Source organism: Microbacterium sp., assembly GCF_047606685.1.
Classification (GTDB): Bacteria; Actinomycetota; Actinomycetes; order Actinomycetales; family Microbacteriaceae; genus Microbacterium.
The window spans coordinates 1-16,944 of record NZ_JASGEC010000010.1 but is presented as its reverse complement, the minus strand read 5'-3'; the positions used below and the strand labels follow the sequence as shown (position 1 = coordinate 16,944).

The following is a 16,944-nucleotide window of genomic DNA, read 5'->3' as shown; positions in this document are numbered from 1 at the left end:
TCGTTGAAGAACTTCAGGGTCTTCTCGACCGCGGCCAGGAAGTCCTCAGCAGATCCGATGTCGTTGATGGCGACCTGCTTGGTGGCCGGGGCGGTCGTTGCGGTAGTCATGTAGTGGGTTGTCCTTGGGAAATGTGGTGTCGGGCACGCACACGCCGAAGCGGTCCGCGCGGGGTGGATTTTTGTGTGGATGTCGCGCGCGCATGCCAAAGGCGTCACACGCGTGACACTCCAGAGTATCAGAGGCCGCGCCCGGCGTCGGCGGCGCGTGCGAGGATGAGCCCGTGCCGCGCCTTATGCTCCTGGACACCGCCGCCCTGTACTTCCGCGCGTTCCACGGCGTGCCCGACACCGTGCGATCGCCCGACGGCCGGCCCGTGAACGCCGTGCGGGGGCTCCTCGACATGATCGCCCGGCTCACCGCCGAGTTCTCCCCCACGCATCTCGTCGCGTGCTGGGACGACGATTGGCGCCCGCGGTGGCGCGTCGACCTGATCCCGAGCTACAAGGCCCATCGCGTGGCCCCGGAGGCCGTGGGCGGGCCGGATGTCGAAACGGTCCCCGACCCGCTCGAGGCGCAGGTGCCGGTCATTCGCGAGGTGCTCGCCGCCCTCGGCATCGCCATCGTGGGCGCCGCCGAGCACGAGGCCGACGACGTCATCGGCACTCTGGCGGCCACCGCCGACATGCCCGTCGACGTCGTCACCGGCGACCGCGACCTCTTCCAGGTCGTCGACGACGCCCGCGCCGTGCGCGTCGTCTACACCGGGCGCGGGATGGCGCGCCTCGAGGTGCTCGACGACGCGGCAGTGCTCGCCAGGCACGGCGTGCACGCGGCGCAGTACGCCGACCTGGCAGCGCTGCGCGGCGACCCCTCCGACGGCCTTCCCGGCATCGCCGGCATCGGCGAGAAGACCGCGGCGCAGTTGCTCGCGAAATTCGGCGACCTCGACGGCATCCGCGCCGCCGCCAGCGACCCGAGCTCGCCCATGGCCGCGTCCGTGCGCGCGAAGCTCGAGGCCGCGAGCGACTACCTGGACGTCGCCCCCTCCGTTGTGGAGGTCGTGCGCGACCTCGCGCTGGCTCCGTTCGACGCGGGGCTGAGGCCCCTCAGCCCCGAGCAGCAGGCGGAGCTGGCGCGCCTGTCCGCCGAGCACGGCATCGGCACGTCGGTCGAGCGGGTCATCCGGTCGTTGAGCGAGCCGTAGGCGAGTCGAAACGCAACGACCCGGCTCGCCGACGACAGCTCGGCGCGTTTCGTCTCCTCGCGCCGCTCGTCGCTCAACGACCTGTGTGCCCAGGCCGACGCTCCTACGCCTCTCGCGTCGCCGCCACCCACTCGTCCAGCTTGCGGGCCGCCGCGCCCTCGTCGATCGCCGCCGCCGCGGCATCCTTCGCCTCGGCGAGGCGGTCCAGGATCGGCCGGCCGGCGTGCGCGGGATCTTGCGCGAGCCGGTAGGCGACAATCCCCGCGGCGCTGTTGAGCAGGACGATATCGCGCACCGGGCCGGGCTCTCCGGCCAGCACCCGGCGCGCGATCGCCGCGTTGCGGGCGGGGTCGCCGCCGCGAAGGTCGTCGATGTCGGCGAGCGGGATGCCGAGGTCGCGCGGGTCGAGGTCATGCTCGTGGATGTCGCCGAGGCTCACTTCCCAGAGCCGGCTGTGCCCCGTCGTGCTCAACTCGTCCAGGCCCTCGTCGCCGCGGAACACGAGCGCGGTGGCGCCCCTCGTGCGGAACACACCCGTGATCAGCGGCACGCGGTCGAGCTGGGCCACGCCCACCGCGTTCGCCTCGGCGCGCGCCGGGTTGCACAGCGGGCCGAGGAAGTTGAAGACCGTCGGCACGCCCAGCTCGGCGCGCGTCGGGCCGGCGTGGCGGAATCCGGGGTGGAACGCGGACGCGAACGCGAACGTGATGCCGGCCCGCTCCCACACCCGCGCCACCTGCTCCGGCGCGAGGGCGAGATCGACGCCGAGCTCGGAGAGCACGTCGGACGAGCCCGACGCGGAGCTCGCGGCGCGGTTGCCGTGCTTGACGACGGGCACGCCCGTGGCCGCGGCGACGATCGCCGACATCGTCGAGATGTTGACGGTGCCGAACCGGTCGCCGCCCGTGCCGACGATGTCGAGCACATTCGCGTCGACCGGCAGCGGCAACGCGGCCTCCAGGATCGCGTCGCGGAAGCCGACGATCTCGTCGACCGTCTCGCCCTTCGCGCGCAGGGCGATGAGAAAGCCCGCCAACTGCGACGGCGTGGCGTCGCCGCGCATCACCTGCCGCATCGCCCACGTCGACTCCCCCACGCTGAGGTCCCGTCCGCTCAGCAGCGCGGAGATGAGATCTGCCCAAGAGACGCGTTCCGACATGCCTGCGATCCTATCCGGGCTGTCAGCGAGTTCCCTGCCACTTCTTAGGCAAACCTAACTACGGGCGGAGAAAAATCGGGCATAAGTGATGCGAAAATCGCGGCCGGTTATCCGCCATAATGGGGAACGTGACGACCCCAGCGACCTACGCACCCGTGCCGCGAGGCATCAAACGTCCCGACCCGGTGGCGGTCGGAACGATCGTGTGGCTCGGCAGCGAAGTCATGTTCTTCGCCGGCCTGTTCGCGATCTACTTCACGCTGCGCAGCACCTCCCCCGAGTTGTGGGCCGCGCGCACCGATCTGCTGAACGTGCCGTTCGCGCTGGTGAACACGCTGATCCTCATCGCGTCCTCGTTCACGTGCCAAGCGGGAGTGTTCGCCGCTGAGCGGCTGCAGCCGTACACGACCCATGCCGACGGCAAGCGCAAGTGGGGCATGGTGGAGTGGTTCTTCCTCACCTTCGCCCTCGGCGCGGTCTTCGTCGCCGGCCAGGTCTGGGAGTACTCGCAGCTCGTCATGGAGGGCATGCCGATCAGCGCGGACTCGTACGCGTCGGCCTTCTACCTCACGACCGGCTTCCACGCGCTGCACGTGACGGGCGGTCTCATCGCGTTCCTGCTCGTGATCGGCCGCGCGTACGCCGTGAAGAACTTCACAGCGAAGGAGGAGACGACTGCGATCGTCGTGTCTTACTACTGGCACTTCGTCGACGTCGTTTGGATCGCCCTGTTCCTCGTCATCTACTTCCTGAAATAGGAGCCGCACCGACATGGCACGAGAGAAGAAGCATCGCTCGCACGGCCGGCGCAGCCCCTGGGCCGCAGCGGCCCTCATCGGCATCGGCCTGCTCCTCACCGGCGGCGCGTACGCCGGCGCCTCCGCGGCGATGGCGGCCACCGAGCCAGCCGCCGCTGCGACCGTGCTGACAGCCGACGAGGGCAAGAAGCTGTTCCAGGCGAACTGCGCGACGTGCCACGGGCTCGATCTGCAGGGCACCGACAACGGCCCGTCGCTCTACGGCGTCGGCGAGCTGTCCGTCCACTTCCAGGTGTCGACCGGACGCATGCCGTTGCAGATGCAGGGCCCGCAGGCGCCGCAGAAGCCGCTGCAGTTCACCGAAGAGCAGATCGCCGCGATGGGCGCCTTCGTGCAGTCCGTCGCCCCCGGCCCGTCGTACCCGGCGGACGAAGTCCTCGACGGCGAGGGCGAGGTCGCGGAAGGCGCCGAGATGTTCCGCGTCAACTGCGCCATGTGCCACAACGTCGCCGGGGCCGGCGGCGCGCTGACCGAGGGCAAGTGGGCACCCAACCTCGAGCACACCACGGCGCTCAACATGTACGCGGCCATGGTCACCGGCCCGCAGAACATGCCCGTCTTCAGCGATCTCAACCTGAGCACGGAGCAGAAGCGGGACATCATCTCGTACCTGCTCTACCTGCAAAACAGCGAACCTGTCGGCGGGTACGGGCTCGGCAACCTCGGCCCAGTGTCCGAGGGCCTGTTCATCTGGATCTTCGGAATCGGAATCCTGATCGCTGTCACGGTCTGGATCACCGCCAAGGCGAACTGACGCTCACCCGGAACTGACGAGAAACACGCACGAGGAGCGAAATGGCACACGAGGTAGAGGCGCACGACGACGGGCGGTCGTTCGTGCCGTCGCCGGGGATCGCGGTGGCGGTGCACGACCCCGTGGCCGAGCCGGCCCTTCCCCCGCACCGTGAGCGGATGACCGACAAGAACCCCGCAAGGATGCAGGGCGCGGTGCGCGGCGTGTACAGCCTGTTCTACCTGTCGCTGGCCGGCAGCATCTGGGCGGTCGCCGCCTACATGCTGTTCCCGATCGAAGACCAGCAGCTCAGCAGCATCCGCGCCAACAACATGTTCATCGGCCTGGGCATCGCCCTGGCGCTGCTTGCCATCGGCGTCGGCGCCATCCACTGGTCGAAGGCGATCATGAGCGACAAGGAGTTCATCGAGCACCGCCACCCGACGCGTGGCCGCGACTCCACGCGCGCCGCGGCCGTGCAGGTGTTCGAGGCCGCCAACGAGGAGTCCGGCTTCGGCCGCCGCACGATGATCAGCGGCTCTCTCATCGCCGCCCTCGCCGCATCGATCCTCCCCGGCATCGTGCTCTTCCGCGGCCTGGCGCCGTTCAACACCCCCGACAACCCGGTCAAGGGCGACCCGGTGACGCTGCTGAAGCACACCATGTGGGACGAGGGCATGAAGCTTGCGCTGGACCCCACAGGAACGCCGATCAAGGCATCGGATGTCACGCTGGGCGCCGCGTTCCACGTGATCCCGGAAAAGCTCGCCGAACTCGGCCACGAAGAGGGCTACCTCGAGGAGAAGGCGAAGGCGATCGTGCTGCTCATGCGCCTTCGCCCCGAGCAGCTCATCGAGTCAGAGGAGCGCAAAGACTGGTCGTACGACGGCATCGTCGCCTACTCCAAGGTGTGCACGCACGTCGGGTGCCCGGTCGCGCTGTACGAGCAGCAGACCCACCACCTGCTGTGCCCGTGCCACCAGTCGCAGTTCGATGTGACCGACCACGCGAAGGTCATCTTCGGCCCCGCCGCGCGGCCGCTGCCGCAACTTCCCATCACCGTCGACGCCGAGGGCTACCTCATCGCCCGAAGCGACTTCACAGAACCCGTCGGCCCGAGCTTCTGGGAGCGCCATTGAGCACCGCAACCACCACTGAGAGGCGCGACGAGACCGAGGCGCCCGAAAAGCCGCTGGGCGGCCGCTTCGTCGGCTGGGCAGCCAACTACATCGACGAGCGCACGAGCCTGTCCGGGCTCGTCAAAGAGCTCGGGCGGAAGATCTTCCCCGACCACTGGTCGTTCATGCTCGGCGAGATCGCGCTGTGGAGCTTCGTCGCCGTGCTCCTTTCGGGCACGTTCCTGACGTTCTTCTTCCAGGCGTCGATGGTGCCCACGCACTACCACGGCGCCCACCTCCCGATGCGCGGCATCGAGATGTCGGCGGCGCTCGAGTCGTCGCTGCGCCTCTCGTTCGACATCCGCGGAGGCCTGCTCGTTCGGCAGATCCACCACTGGGCGGCTCTGACGTTCGTCGCGGGCATCGGCGTGCACATGCTGCGCGTGTTCTTCACCGGCGCCTTCCGCAAGCCGCGCGAGCTGAACTGGGTGATCGGCTTCGTGCTGTTCGTGCTGGCGATGGCGGAGGGCTTCACCGGCTACTCCCTTCCCGACGACCTGCTGTCGGGCAACGGCCTGCGCATTATCGACGGAATGATCAAGGGCTTCCCGGTGATCGGCACGTGGACGTCGTTCCTGCTGTTCGGCGGGGAATTCCCCGGAAACCAGATCGTGGGCCGCCTGTACACGCTGCACATCCTGCTGCTGCCCGCCATCCTCGTCGCCCTGCTGCTGGTGCACATGATGCTCATGGTGATCAACAAGCACACGCAGTTCGCGGGCCCCGCGCGCACCAACGACAACGTCGTGGGCTACCCGATGATGCCGGTCTACATGTCGAAGATGGGCGGCTTCTTCTTCATCACCTTCGGCGTGATCGTGCTCATCGCCTCGCTGTTCACGATCAACCCGATCTGGAACTACGGGCCGTACGACCCGTCCCCCGTCTCGGCAGGCACGCAGCCCGACTGGTACATCGGCTTCGCCGACGGCGCGCTGCGCCTCGCGCCATCCAACCTGGATGTCGTGATCCTCGACCACACGCTGTCGTTCGGCATCCTGATACCGGTGGCGGTCCTGGGCGTGTTCATCGTCACCGTGGCGCTCTACCCGTTCATCGAGGCGTGGATCACCGGCGACAAGCGCGAGCACCACATCGCCCAGCGCCCGCGCAACGCGGCCACCCGCACCGCGATCGGAGCCGCTGGCGTCCTGTTCTACGCGGTGCTGTGGGCGGCGGCGTCGTCCGACCTCATCGCGACGCACTTCTCGCTGACGATGGAGGGCGTGATCCACACCCTCCAGGCGCTGCTGATCCTTGGCCCGATCGTCGTGTACTTCGTCACGAAGCGCATCTGCATCGGTCTGCAGAAGAAGGACCGTGAAATCGCCCTGCACGGCTACGAGTCCGGTCGCATCGTGCGGCTCCCCGGCGGCGAGTACATCGAGGTGCACCAGCCCGTCGACGAGTACGAGCGCTGGAAGCTCGTGGGGTACGAGGCCTACGAGCCGCTCGTTGTGCGCCCGAACGCGAAAGGTCGCATCCCGTGGCACCAGAACCTGCGCGCGGCGCTCTCGCGCTGGTTCTTCGAAGACCGGCTCACGCCGCTCACCGCCACCGAGCTGGACGAGGCCGTCGCGCACCAGCACCACACGCTGGAGCACATCGCCCATGAGGAGCAGGATGAGATCCGCGGCGCCCACGAGCGCGCCGGGTTCCCCGACGCTTCGCTCGACCCGATCGACGACGGAGAGCACTCAGAGACCGCGGTGAAGCCGTCTCACCTCATCGCCCCGGCGGCCGAAGACGACGCCGACGACGAGGGCAAGAAGAAGTAGCCGATCTGGCAGAAATCGAACGAGGGATGCCGCGGTCCGGTCTGGGCCGCGGCATCCCTCGCGTTTAGCCTCGAAGCATGTCCGACGCCCTCTCCTACTTCGCCGCAAAACTCGAGCACGAGACCGACCCGTCCGACACCTACGCGGCACAGAAGGCCGGCGAGGAGCTCACTCTCGTCGACGTGCGCGGCGACGAGGCGTGGGCGCAGGGCCGGATTCCTGGCGCGATCCACATTCCGTACCGCGACATCGCCGTGCGCGCCCCCGCCGAGCTCGATCCATCCGTTCCCGTCGTCGTCTACTGCTGGGGCCCGGGCTGCAACGCCGGAGCGAAGGGCGCCCGCGAGTTCGCGCGGCTCGGTTGGAGCGTGCGGGAGATGATCGGCGGCTACGAGTACTGGGCGCGCGAGGGTCAGCCGACGGAGAACGACGAGGGGCCGCTCCCTCGCACGTTCGATCCGCTGACGATGGCCGTGCGCGGCTGATCGCCGCCTTCGCGCGTGCCGGGATCACGCGCCTGCGTGGGGCCGCGCGCTACAGAAACCCGCACGCGCGCACGCGACCCGCACGCGCGCCACTTCTCTCGCGCCCGTTCCGGCTCGCGCTACAGAAACCCGCAGTCGCGCACGCAACTCGCAGGCGCGACTGCGGGTTTCTGTAGCGCGAGAGATCTGCGAGGCGCAGCGCGCCGACTCAGCGCGCGGCGCGGCCCAGCGCGCGCCGCGCGCGCGACTCAGCGGGCGAAGTAGCCGCGATAGTACTCGTACACCCAGCCGACGATCGCGACGACGAACACGCCGACGCCGATCGGCAGCATCCACGTTCCCACCGCGAGGCCGATGATGGCCAGCGCCGCCGAGAACGCGAGGGTGATCGGCCACCACGACCACGGGCTGAAGTGGCCCTGCTCCGGGTCGCCGTCGTCGATGTCGGCGGTCAGCACGTCTTCGGGCAGCTCGCCGCCCTGCGCCTTGTGCACGCGGTTCAGGTAAAAGCCGATCAGCGCGGCCATCGCCGCGGTGAAGAACAACGCCACCGTGCCGACCCACTCCACCCGGCGCACGGGGTCGCCGACGTGCGCGGCGATGTTCCATCCCGTGTAGACGATGCCCATGAGCAAGCAGAACGAGCAGAGCAACCACCACAGTCCGACGTTGGAGCGCATCGCTACTTCACCTCTCCCTCGGCGAGATCGACGACCGGAGTGTCAGGCGCGTCCTTCGCCGGCCCGACGCCGACGTCGGGCCCCGCCTCCGGGTGGTGCAGGTCGAACGCGGGCCGCTCGCTGCGGATGCGCGGGATCGACGTGAAGTTGTGCCGCGGCGGCGGGCAGCTGGTCGCCCACTCGAGCGAGGAGCCGTAGCCCCACGGGTCGTCGACGGTCACCTTCGGCGCCGTGCGCGCGGTGATCCACACGTTCAGCAGGAACGGCACCATCGACAGTCCGAGGATCATCGCGCCGACCGTGGACACCTGGTTCTGCCACGTCCAGCCGTCGGAGGTCGCGTAGTCCGCGTAGCGGCGCACCATGCCGTCGACGCCCAGCCAGTGCTGGATGAGGAACGTCATGTGGAAGCCGATGAACAGCGTCCAGAAGTGGATCTTGCCGAGCCGCTCATTGAGCATCCGCCCCGTCCACTTCGGCCACCAGAAGTAGAAGCCGGCGAACATCGCGAACACGACGGTGCCGAACACCACGTAGTGGAAGTGCGCGACGACGAAGTAGGAGTCCGACGTGTGGAAGGTCAGCGGCGGCGAGGCGAGGATGACGCCGGTGAGCCCGCCGAACACGAACGAGACGAGGAAGCCGAGCGCCCACACCATGGGCGTCTCGAACGTCACCGAGCCGCGCCACATCGTGCCGATCCAGTTGAAGATCTTCACGCCCGTCGGCACCGCGATAAGCATCGTCATCAGCGCGAAGAACGGCAGCAGCACCGCGCCGGTGACGTACATGTGGTGCGCCCACACCGCGACCGAGAGCGCCGCGATCGAGATCGTCGCGTACACGAGCGTCTTGTACCCGAAGATCGGCTTGCGGCTGAAGACCGGGAACACCTCGGAGACGATGCCGAAGAACGGCAACGCGATGATGTAGACCTCGGGGTGCCCGAAGAACCAGAACAGGTGCTGCCACAGGAGCACGCCGCCGTTGGCCGGGTCGTAGATGTGCGCGCCCAGCACGCGGTCGGCGCCGGCGGCGAGGATCGCGGCGGCGAGCACCGGGAAGACCATGATGACGAGGATGCTGGTGATCAGCGTGTTCCACGTGAAGATCGACATGCGCCACATCGTGAGGCCGGGCGCGCGCATCGTCACGATCGTGGCGATGAAGTTCACGCCGCCCATGATGGTGCCGAAACCGCTCATGCCCAGTCCCAGCATCCACAGGTTTCCGCCGACCCCGGGAGAGAAGGTCGCGCCGGCGAGCGGCTGGTAGGCGAACCAGCCGAAGGATGCCGCCCCCTGCGGGGTCAGGAAGCCGGCCACCGCGATCGTGGAGCCGAACAGGAACAGCCAGAAGGCGAACGCGTTCAGTCGGGGGAAGGCGACGTCGGGAGCCCCGATCTGCAGGGGCATGATGACGTTGGCGAACCCGGCGAACAGCGGCGTCGCGAACATCAGCAGCATGATCGTGCCGTGCATCGTGAACAGCTGGTTGTACTGTTCGTGGGTCGGAACGACCTGCATCCCGGGCTCGAACAGCTCGGCGCGGATGATGAGCGCCATCACGCCGCCAAGCATGAAGAACATCACCGACGCGATCAGGTACATGTAGCCGATCGTCTTGTGGTCGGTCGTGGTGATCCACTTGACGACGATGTTGCCCTTCTCCTCGGTCCGCGATGCGGTGAGGAGCGCTGCCTGGCGCGGCGGGAGGGTGGACGGGCGCCCGTGCGGGGCCTGGTCTTGCTGCGGCGGGAGAGTCGTGGTCATGTCGCTCAGTGTCCTTCCGCGTCTTCCGGCGCACCCGTGCCCGGGAGATTGTCGAGCCTGCTGTACTCGTCGGTGATCGGGCCGGTCTGGCCCTTGGCGCGCAGCGACTCGAGGTACGCGTCGTACTCCGCCTGGCTCACCACCTCGACGTTGAACAGCATGGCCGAGTGGTACTCGCCGCACAGCTCGGCGCACTTGCCGGGGTACGTGCCTTCGCGCGTCGGGGTGAACGACCAGGAGTTCTCGTGGCCGATGTACATGTCTTTCTTGTACAGGAAGTCGATGACCCAGAACGAGTGGATGACATCGCGCGAGCGCAGGTCGATCTTCACCGTCTTGTCCACCGGCAGGTAAAGGGTGGGCAGCTGGCTCTCGTCGACGTCGCCGGTCTTGCTGTCGACCTGGGCCTGGATGCCCATGCTCCACACCGCGTCAGACTGGTCGTCGTCGTCGCCGTCGTACTGGAAGTCCCACGCCCACTGCTTGGCATAGGCGACGATCTCGACATCGGGATCGTCGTACTGCGTTTCCAGCGTGGTCTGGTCGCGCGCGGTGAAGGCGAAAAAGCCCACGATGAGGATCAGCGGCACGATCGTGTAGAAGACCTCGATCGGCATGTTGTAGCGCATCTGCACCGGCAGCCCGGTCTGGCCCCGGCGGCGGCGGTAGACCACGACAGCCCAGAACATGAGGCCCCACGTGATGACGCCGACGGCCAGCAGCACCATCCACGATGTGGTCCACAGCCCCGCCACCATCTCGGTGTGGTTCGTGGTCGGCGTGCCGTCGTCCTGGAACCCGGGAAGGTAGCCGTGGAGTTCGGTGGTCGAGCAGCCCGCAAGGGCGGCGACCGCAGCGATCCCCACGGGGATAGCTGCCCAGCGGAGGCGGCGTTTCGAGGGCACGGTGCACCTTTCCCGGAGACGCGGATGTTCTGTCGTCAGTCTAGGGCAAGCTCAAGGCCTATTCAGGCCGTGCGCCCAGGTTCTTTTCCGCGCCGCCCAAAAAGGCGTCAGTGGAAGCTGTCGCCGCACGCGCAACTGCCGGAGGCGTTGGGGTTGTCGATCGTGAACCCCTGCTCGGAGATCGTGTCCTTGAAGTCGATGCTCGCGCCGTCGAGGTACGGGACGCTCATGTCGTCGACGATGACCTCGACGCCGTCGAAGTCGACCGTCTTGTCACCATCGAGGTACCGCTCGTCGAAGTACAGCTGGTAGATGAGACCCGAGCATCCCCCCGGCTGCACGGCCACGCGCAGCCGCAGATCGTCACGCCCCTCCTGCTCCAGCAGGCTCTTCACCTTCGCGGCTGCTGCGGCCGTCAGGCCGACGCCGTGGTCGGGCGTGGTCTCGGTGGGGCTGAGGGCGGTGTCGGTCATTGCTCGCTCCGAATCGGGCCGGCGTCAAACGGCAGGATGCTCCGATTGTACGCCGCCTGGGCGGGAGCCGGCTGATCCCTCCGCCGTCCGCTCGTCGAGCCGGGCCAGCAGCAGCGCTTCCGAGACCAGGGCGTTGCGGAACGTCTCCAGGTGCAGCGACTCGTTCGGGCTGTGCGCTCGGGCGTGCGGATCCTCGACTCCGGTGACGAGGATCTGCGCGCCGGGGAAGACGCGCACGAGGTCGGCGATGAACGGGATCGATCCGCCCACGCCGAGATCGACCGGCGCCGCCCCGTAGCCGTCCGCGAAGGCCGCCCGCGCCGCCTCGACCGCCCAGCCGCTCGTGTCGACGAGGAACCCGTCGCCGAGGTCGACGTCCAGGAACTCCAGCTCGGCGCCGAACGGCGCGCGGTCGCGCAGGTACCGCTCGATGGCCTCGTACGCCTCGCGCGCGGCTTGCCCAGGCGCGACGCGCGCGCTGACGACGACCGACACCTCGGGCACGAGCGTGTTGGACGCGTTCCGCACGCTCGGCGCGTCGATTCCCGTCACGGTGACCGACGGCTTGTTCCAGATCCGGCTGAGGATCGAGTCGCGCCCCACCGGGCGCACGCCGTCGGGAAGCCCGGCCTCGTCGCGCAGCGTCGCCTCCGGGTAGTCGGGGGTGGCGGCATCCCGCTGCGCGAGCCCGCTGACGGCCACCGCGCCGTCCGCGTCCCACAGCGTCGCCAGCAGCGTGACCGCCGCCATCATGGCGTCGGGGACGGCGCCGCCGAACATTCCGGAGTGCGAGGCGTGGTCGAGGGTGCGGACTCGCAGCGTGAAGCGCACGTTGCCACGCAGCGACACCGTGAGGCCCGGAGTCGCCGCATCCCAGTTGCCGGAGTCCGCGACGACGATGACGTCCGCCCGCAACGCGTCGGCGTGCTCGTCGAGGAACGCGGCGAACGAGCGCGAGCCCGCTTCCTCCTCTCCTTCGACGAACAGTGCGACGCCGAGGTCGAACTCCTCCCCCAGCGCCTCCCGCAGGGCGCGCAGCGCTCCGATGTGGACCATGACGCCGGCCTTGTCGTCGGCGGCGCCCCGTCCGTACAGGCGTCCGCCGCGCACGGTCGGCTCGAAGGGCGGCGACTCCCACAGCGCCTCGTCGCCCACCGGCTGCACATCGTGGTGCGCGTACAGCAGGATCGTGGGCCGCCCGCCGCGCGCCGCGCGGGTGGCGAGCACGGCCGGCATGCCGCGCTCGTCAGTGCCGGGGATGGCGGCGTCGGCGATCTCGACGGAGTCGAACACCCCCACGCCCTCGGCGAGCGCCTTCACCGCCTCGGCGCTGCGCGCGACCTCGGCCCGGTCGAAGCCGGGGAACGCGATCGACGGGATGCGGACGAGCGTGCCGAGATCGGCGAGGGCCGAGGGGATGCCGCCGGCCGCAGCCTCACGGACGGCGGACTCGCGAGAAGACTCTGCAACCATGCGGGTAATCTTAAGGGGCCGTTCCCACCCGACCTCCAAGGATGCATCGTGGCAAAGACACCTCCCGCTCCGGTTCCGCGCGACGAGGAGCGTGCCGCGCCGACCGCCGGGAAGGGGCGGCCGACCCCGAGCCGTGCCGAGCGCGAAGCCGCCCGCCGCCGCCCCCTCGTGCCCGACACGAAAGAGGCCAAGGCGGCCGCCAAGGCAGAGCTCGCCGTCAAGCGCGAGCGGGCGCGCGTCGGAATGGCCACCGGCGACGACCGTTATCTCCCGGCGCGGGACAAGGGCCCGCAGCGCCGGTTCGTGCGCGACTGGGTCGACGCGCGTTGGACGCTCGGCGAGTGGATCATGCCGCTCATGCTCGTGGTCATCGTGCTCGGGTTCGTTCCGAACCCGACGCTGGTGATGGCCTCGTTCCTGGGCCTGTGGGCGATCCTGCTGCTGGTCATCGCGGAGATGGTGATCAACGCGACGCTCGTCAAGCGCGCGGCGCGGCACAAGTTCGGCGAGAGCCGCATGGAGCGCGGGCTCGGCTGGTACGGCGCGATGCGCTCCATCCAGATGCGCGTGCTGCGCATGCCCAAGCCGCAGAAGCGCCGCGGCGAGAAGATCGACCTGGGCTAGCGCCGTCGCGTGGTCTCGCGGGCGCGGAGCCCGCGGTTGATCTGGCGCGCCCACAGCGGTCCGCGGTAGAGGAACGCGGTGTACCCCTGCACGAGGTCGGCGCCGGCATCCATCCGCTCGCGCACGTCGGCCGCTGTCTCCACACCGCCCACCGAGACGACGCAGAACTCGGCGGGCACCGTGGCGCGCACGATGCGGAGGACCTCGAGGGCGCGCGCCTTCAGCGGAGCTCCAGACAGGCCGCCCTCCCCCGCCGCCGCCACGATCGTGGGGTCGGTGGCGAGCCCCTGCCGCGCCACGGTGGTGTTCGTGGCGATGAGCCCCGCGAGCCCGAGCCGCACCGCGAGCGCGGCGACCGCCTCGACCTCCTCGTCGGGCAGATCGGGGGCGATTTTGACCAGCAGCGGCGTGGCGCCGGCCGCGTCGCGCACCGAGCTCAGCAGCGGCTCGAGCGTCTCCACGGCCTGCAGGCCGCGCAGACCCGGCGTGTTGGGCGACGAGACGTTGACCACGAGGTAGTCGGCCAGCGGCGCGAGCAGCCGAGCGCTGACGAGGTAGTCGGCGGTGGCCTGGGCGACATCCACCACCCGGCTCTTGCCGATGTTGACACCGATCACCGGGCGGCTCCGGCGGCGGCGCAGCCTCGCCAGCCGGCGCGCCGCGGCGTGGGCCCCGCCGTTGTTGAAGCCCATCCGGTTGACCACCGCGCGGTCGGGCACGAGCCGGAACAGGCGCGGCCGCGGATTGCCCTCCTGCGCGATGGCCGTGACGGTGCCGACCTCGACGTGGCCGAACCCGAGGGCGCGCAGGCCGCGCACCCCCCTGACGTCCTTGTCGAATCCCGCGGCCACGCCGAACGGCGAGTCGAAGTCGAGTCCGAGCGCGCGCGTGCGCAGCTCGGGCGCGGGCCTGGTGACGGCGCGCGCCAGCCACGACAGCGGCGGGACGCCGACAGCACGGATGACGAGCATCGCGCCGTGGTGCGCGCGCTCGGGGTCGATGCGCGCCAGCACGGTGCGAAAGAAGACCGCGTACATCACTCGTGCCCCGCGCGCAGCTGCGCGATCGCGGCGTCGAAGTCCTCGAGCGACTCGAAGGCCTGGTACACGCTCGCGAACCGCAAGTAGGCAACCTCGTCGAGCTCGCGCAACGGGCCGAGGATCGCCAGGCCGATCTCGTTCGTGTCGATCTGCGACGAGCCGGTCTGGCGCACCGCCTCCTCCACGGCCTGGGCCAGCAGCGCCAGGTCGGCCTCGGTCACCGGGCGGCCCTGGCATGCCTTGCGCACGCCCGACATGACCTTCTCGCGGCTGAACGGCTCGATCACGCCGGAGCGCTTGATCACGTTGAGGCTCGCGGTCTCGATCGTCGAGAAGCGCCCCCCGCACTCGGGGCACTGGCGGCGGCGGCGGATGCTGAGGCCGTCATCGCTCGTGCGGGAGTCGATGACGCGCGAGTCGGGGTGTCGGCAGAAGGGGCAGTGCATGGCAAGGAAAGCCTAGCTACCGCGCGAACCTCGCGCGCACGGCCTCGGCGTGGGCGGGAAGCTGCTCCGCCTCGGCCAGCGCGTCAATGTGCGCGGCGACGCCCTCGAGCGCCGCGCGGTCGTACTCGACGACCTGCTGTGGCCGCAGGAACGTGTGCGCGCCCAGGCCCGCGGCGTACCGGGCCTGGCCGCCGGTGGGCAGCACATGGTTGCTGCCGGCGAGATAGTCGCCGAGGCTCACCGGGCTGTGGTCGCCGATGAAGACCGCCCCGGCGTTGACATAGCGGCCCGACGCGTCGGCAGCGTCCGCGATGTGCAGTTCAAGGTGCTCGGGCGCGTACGCGTTGCTGAACGCCTCGGCGGCGGCGAGGTCGTCGACGAGCACGATCGCCGACTGCGGGCCGGCGAGGGCGGTCGCCACGCGCTCGCGGTGCCGTGTGGCCGCGGCGGCCCGCTCCACCTCGGCGGCGACCCGCTCGGCCAGGCCCGCCGACGGCGTCACGAGCACGGCGCCGGCCTGCTCGTCGTGCTCAGCCTGGCTGACCAGGTCGACGGCGACGTACGTCGCGTCTGCCGTGTCGTCGGCGACGATCAGGATCTCGGTGGCGCCGGCCTCGGCGTCGACGCCGACGACGCCGGCGACGGCGCGCTTGGCGGCGGCGACGTAGTTGTTTCCCGGGCCGGTCACGACATCCACGGGGTCGAGGCCGATCGCCGGCACGCCGTAGGCCAGCGCGCCGATGGCGCCCGCGCCGCCCATCGCGTAGACCTCGTCGACGCCGAGCAGGCCCGCCGCGGCGAGGATCGCCGGGTGCACCCGGCCGGCGTGGTCGCGCTGCGGGGGCGACGCGAGCGCGACGTCGCGCACGCCCGCGACCTGAGCCGACACGACATTCATCACGACGCTCGACGGGTAGACCGCCTTGCCCCCCGGCACGTACACGCCCGCGCGGGTGACCGGCTGCCACCGCTGCCGCACGAGCCCTCCCGGGGAGACCTCGGTGACGGATGCCTGCGGCGCTTGCGCCGCCGACGCGGCGCGGACGCGCCGGATCGCCTCGACGAGGGCGCCGCGAACCGCGGAGTCGAGGGCCGCCACCGCCTCGTCGATGTGCTCGCGGGGAACCCGAATCGCGTGCCCTTCGACGCCGTCGAAGCGCTGGGCCTGCTCGCGCAGCGAGGCCTCGCCGCGCGAGCGCACATCGGACACCACGTCGGCGGCGACGCTCAGCGCGTCGGCGCGCGCGCTCTCCGCGCGCGGCACGGCGTTCAGCAGCTCCACGGGCGTCAGCACACGCCCGCGGAGGTCAATGGTGCGCATCACTCCAGCGTAGCCGCGGCTCGGCTCGGCGCAGCGCGGCTCGGCGCAGCGCGGTTCGGCGCAGCTCGGCTCAGCGCGGCACGGCGCAGCGCGTGTCAGCGCAGCGCGTGTCCGGTTGCCGTCGCCCATTCCGCACCCGCTCGGCGCGCCGAAACCCACCGCACGCAGCGAGACCCACTCTCACGGCACGGGTTTCGCCGCGTGCGGTGGGTTTCGCCACGCAACGTGGGTCTCACCACGCGCGGTGAGAGTCGCCGAGCAAAGGGGGGCCTCGCCGCACACCACGGCAATCACCACACACCACGGCAATCGCCGCGTGCGGCGGGAGGCGCCGCGCGAACCTCGCCGCGCGGCGCCGCGCTGGCGTTCAGCCGCGAGTGACGCCCGAGATGTCGTGCAGGTAGCCGATCCGGCCGTCCTCGTGCCGGATGACGAACAACGAGCCGCGGTCCTCGATCACGAGCGCCCACGCGGTCGGCCCGATGCGGAAGACCGGCACACCGTTCTCGTCGTGCACGTCGCGCTCCTCGGGAGCCAGCGCCCAGAACGCCTGGTTCGCGGTGCGCGGGTGCGCGGGCTCGCTGTCGACGGGCTCGGGCTCTGCCGCTGCGGGGGATCCCGTCCGGGCGTACTGCGGGGTCCAATCCTCGTCGACGACGGGCGCGACGGCCTCACCGGCCGCCGGATCGACGGCCCGCAGCTCGGCGAAGGGCGACTCCGTCGAGTCGAACTCCGCAAACGGGCTCTCCGACGGCGCCGCCTCGGCGGCTCCCTGCCGGGCGCCGCCGACGGCGGCCACCGGCGCAGCCTCCGCTACCGGGGGCGCGGCGTCCGCGACGACGGGCTTGGGTC

The 16,944-nt window shown here is 70.0% G+C and carries 16 protein-coding genes and 1 pseudogene; 7 read left to right on the top strand and 10 right to left on the bottom strand.

Going from position 1 to position 16,944, the window contains the following annotated elements; all coding sequences use genetic code 11:
- The first annotated feature begins 295 nt into the window (after positions 1-295).
- Positions 296-1,207: a 5'-3' exonuclease gene (locus QM611_RS01240; protein ID WP_415078080.1), complete on the top strand. Its 912-nt coding sequence runs from the start codon at positions 296-298 to the stop codon at positions 1,205-1,207.
- Positions 1,208-1,310: 103 nt separating this feature from the next.
- On the opposite strand, the gene trpD is transcribed toward QM611_RS01240, so the two are convergent.
- Complete coding sequence (gene trpD, locus QM611_RS01235) at positions 1,311-2,366, bottom strand: anthranilate phosphoribosyltransferase (protein ID WP_415078078.1); 1,056 nt, start codon at positions 2,364-2,366, stop codon at positions 1,311-1,313.
- Between the two features lie 119 nt (positions 2,367-2,485).
- Here trpD and QM611_RS01230 point away from each other — a divergent pair, with 119 nt between their 5' ends.
- From QM611_RS01230 to QM611_RS01210, 5 genes are all read left to right on the top strand, one after another.
- The gene (locus tag QM611_RS01230; protein ID WP_415078077.1) at positions 2,486-3,124 is read left to right on the top strand and encodes a cytochrome c oxidase subunit 3; all 639 of its coding nucleotides are present in this window, start codon (positions 2,486-2,488) and stop codon (positions 3,122-3,124) included.
- A 13-nt stretch (positions 3,125-3,137) separates the two neighbouring features.
- Positions 3,138-3,938 (top strand): c-type cytochrome, encoded by an 801-nt coding sequence (locus tag QM611_RS01225; protein ID WP_415078075.1) that lies wholly within the window; start codon positions 3,138-3,140, stop codon positions 3,936-3,938.
- Positions 3,939-3,979: 41 nt separating this feature from the next.
- Positions 3,980-5,056, top strand: a complete 1,077-nt coding sequence (locus tag QM611_RS01220) for a Rieske 2Fe-2S domain-containing protein (protein ID WP_415078073.1) — start codon at positions 3,980-3,982, stop codon at positions 5,054-5,056.
- The gene (locus tag QM611_RS01215; protein ID WP_415078072.1) at positions 5,053-6,873 is read left to right on the top strand and encodes a cytochrome b; all 1,821 of its coding nucleotides are present in this window, start codon (positions 5,053-5,055) and stop codon (positions 6,871-6,873) included. The genes QM611_RS01220 and QM611_RS01215 overlap by 4 nt, the downstream gene beginning before the upstream one ends.
- A 77-nt stretch (positions 6,874-6,950) precedes the next feature.
- Positions 6,951-7,358, top strand: coding sequence for a rhodanese-like domain-containing protein (locus tag QM611_RS01210; RefSeq protein WP_415078071.1), 408 nt, complete (start codon positions 6,951-6,953; stop codon positions 7,356-7,358).
- A gap of 248 nt (positions 7,359-7,606) precedes the next feature.
- On the opposite strand, the gene QM611_RS01205 is transcribed toward QM611_RS01210, so the two are convergent.
- The 5 genes from QM611_RS01205 to QM611_RS01185 form a co-directional block, all read right to left on the bottom strand.
- Positions 7,607-8,038, bottom strand: coding sequence for a cytochrome c oxidase subunit 4 (locus QM611_RS01205; protein WP_415078070.1), 432 nt, complete (start codon positions 8,036-8,038; stop codon positions 7,607-7,609).
- Between the two features lie 2 nt (positions 8,039-8,040).
- Positions 8,041-9,810 carry a cytochrome c oxidase subunit I gene (gene ctaD / locus QM611_RS01200; RefSeq protein ID WP_415078068.1) on the bottom strand — a complete coding sequence of 590 codons (1,770 nt, stop codon included), beginning with the start codon at positions 9,808-9,810 and terminating at the stop codon, positions 8,041-8,043.
- Between the two features lie 5 nt (positions 9,811-9,815).
- Positions 9,816-10,715, bottom strand: coding sequence for a cytochrome c oxidase subunit II (coxB, locus tag QM611_RS01195; RefSeq protein ID WP_415078067.1), 900 nt, complete (start codon positions 10,713-10,715; stop codon positions 9,816-9,818).
- Positions 10,716-10,822: 107 nt separating this feature from the next.
- Entirely contained in the window at positions 10,823-11,188 is a 366-nt protein-coding gene (gene erpA, locus QM611_RS01190) for an iron-sulfur cluster insertion protein ErpA (RefSeq protein ID WP_415078066.1), read from the bottom strand.
- 24 nt (positions 11,189-11,212) lie between these two features.
- The gene (locus tag QM611_RS01185) at positions 11,213-12,661 is read right to left on the bottom strand and encodes a M20/M25/M40 family metallo-hydrolase (protein ID WP_415078065.1); all 1,449 of its coding nucleotides are present in this window, start codon (positions 12,659-12,661) and stop codon (positions 11,213-11,215) included.
- A 48-nt stretch (positions 12,662-12,709) separates the two neighbouring features.
- Here QM611_RS01185 and QM611_RS01180 point away from each other — a divergent pair, with 48 nt between their 5' ends.
- Positions 12,710-13,285 (top strand): DUF3043 domain-containing protein, encoded by a 576-nt coding sequence (locus QM611_RS01180; RefSeq protein WP_415078064.1) that lies wholly within the window; start codon positions 12,710-12,712, stop codon positions 13,283-13,285.
- Here the strand turns inward: QM611_RS01180 and QM611_RS01175 are convergent.
- The 4 genes and pseudogenes from QM611_RS01175 to QM611_RS01160 form a co-directional block, all read right to left on the bottom strand.
- A complete protein-coding gene (locus QM611_RS01175; RefSeq protein ID WP_415078063.1) occupies positions 13,282-14,322 on the bottom strand; it encodes a quinone-dependent dihydroorotate dehydrogenase in 1,041 nt (346 codons plus the stop codon). The genes QM611_RS01180 and QM611_RS01175 overlap by 4 nt on opposite strands.
- Positions 14,322-14,771: a transcriptional regulator NrdR gene (nrdR, locus tag QM611_RS01170; RefSeq protein ID WP_415078062.1), complete on the bottom strand. Its 450-nt coding sequence runs from the start codon at positions 14,769-14,771 to the stop codon at positions 14,322-14,324. The genes QM611_RS01175 and nrdR overlap by 1 nt, the downstream gene beginning before the upstream one ends.
- Before the next feature lie 16 nt (positions 14,772-14,787).
- Complete coding sequence (gene hisD / locus QM611_RS01165) at positions 14,788-16,095, bottom strand: histidinol dehydrogenase (protein WP_415078061.1); 1,308 nt, start codon at positions 16,093-16,095, stop codon at positions 14,788-14,790.
- A gap of 364 nt (positions 16,096-16,459) precedes the next feature.
- Positions 16,460-16,944: pseudogene (locus QM611_RS01160) on the bottom strand (hypothetical protein); the annotation flags it as partial.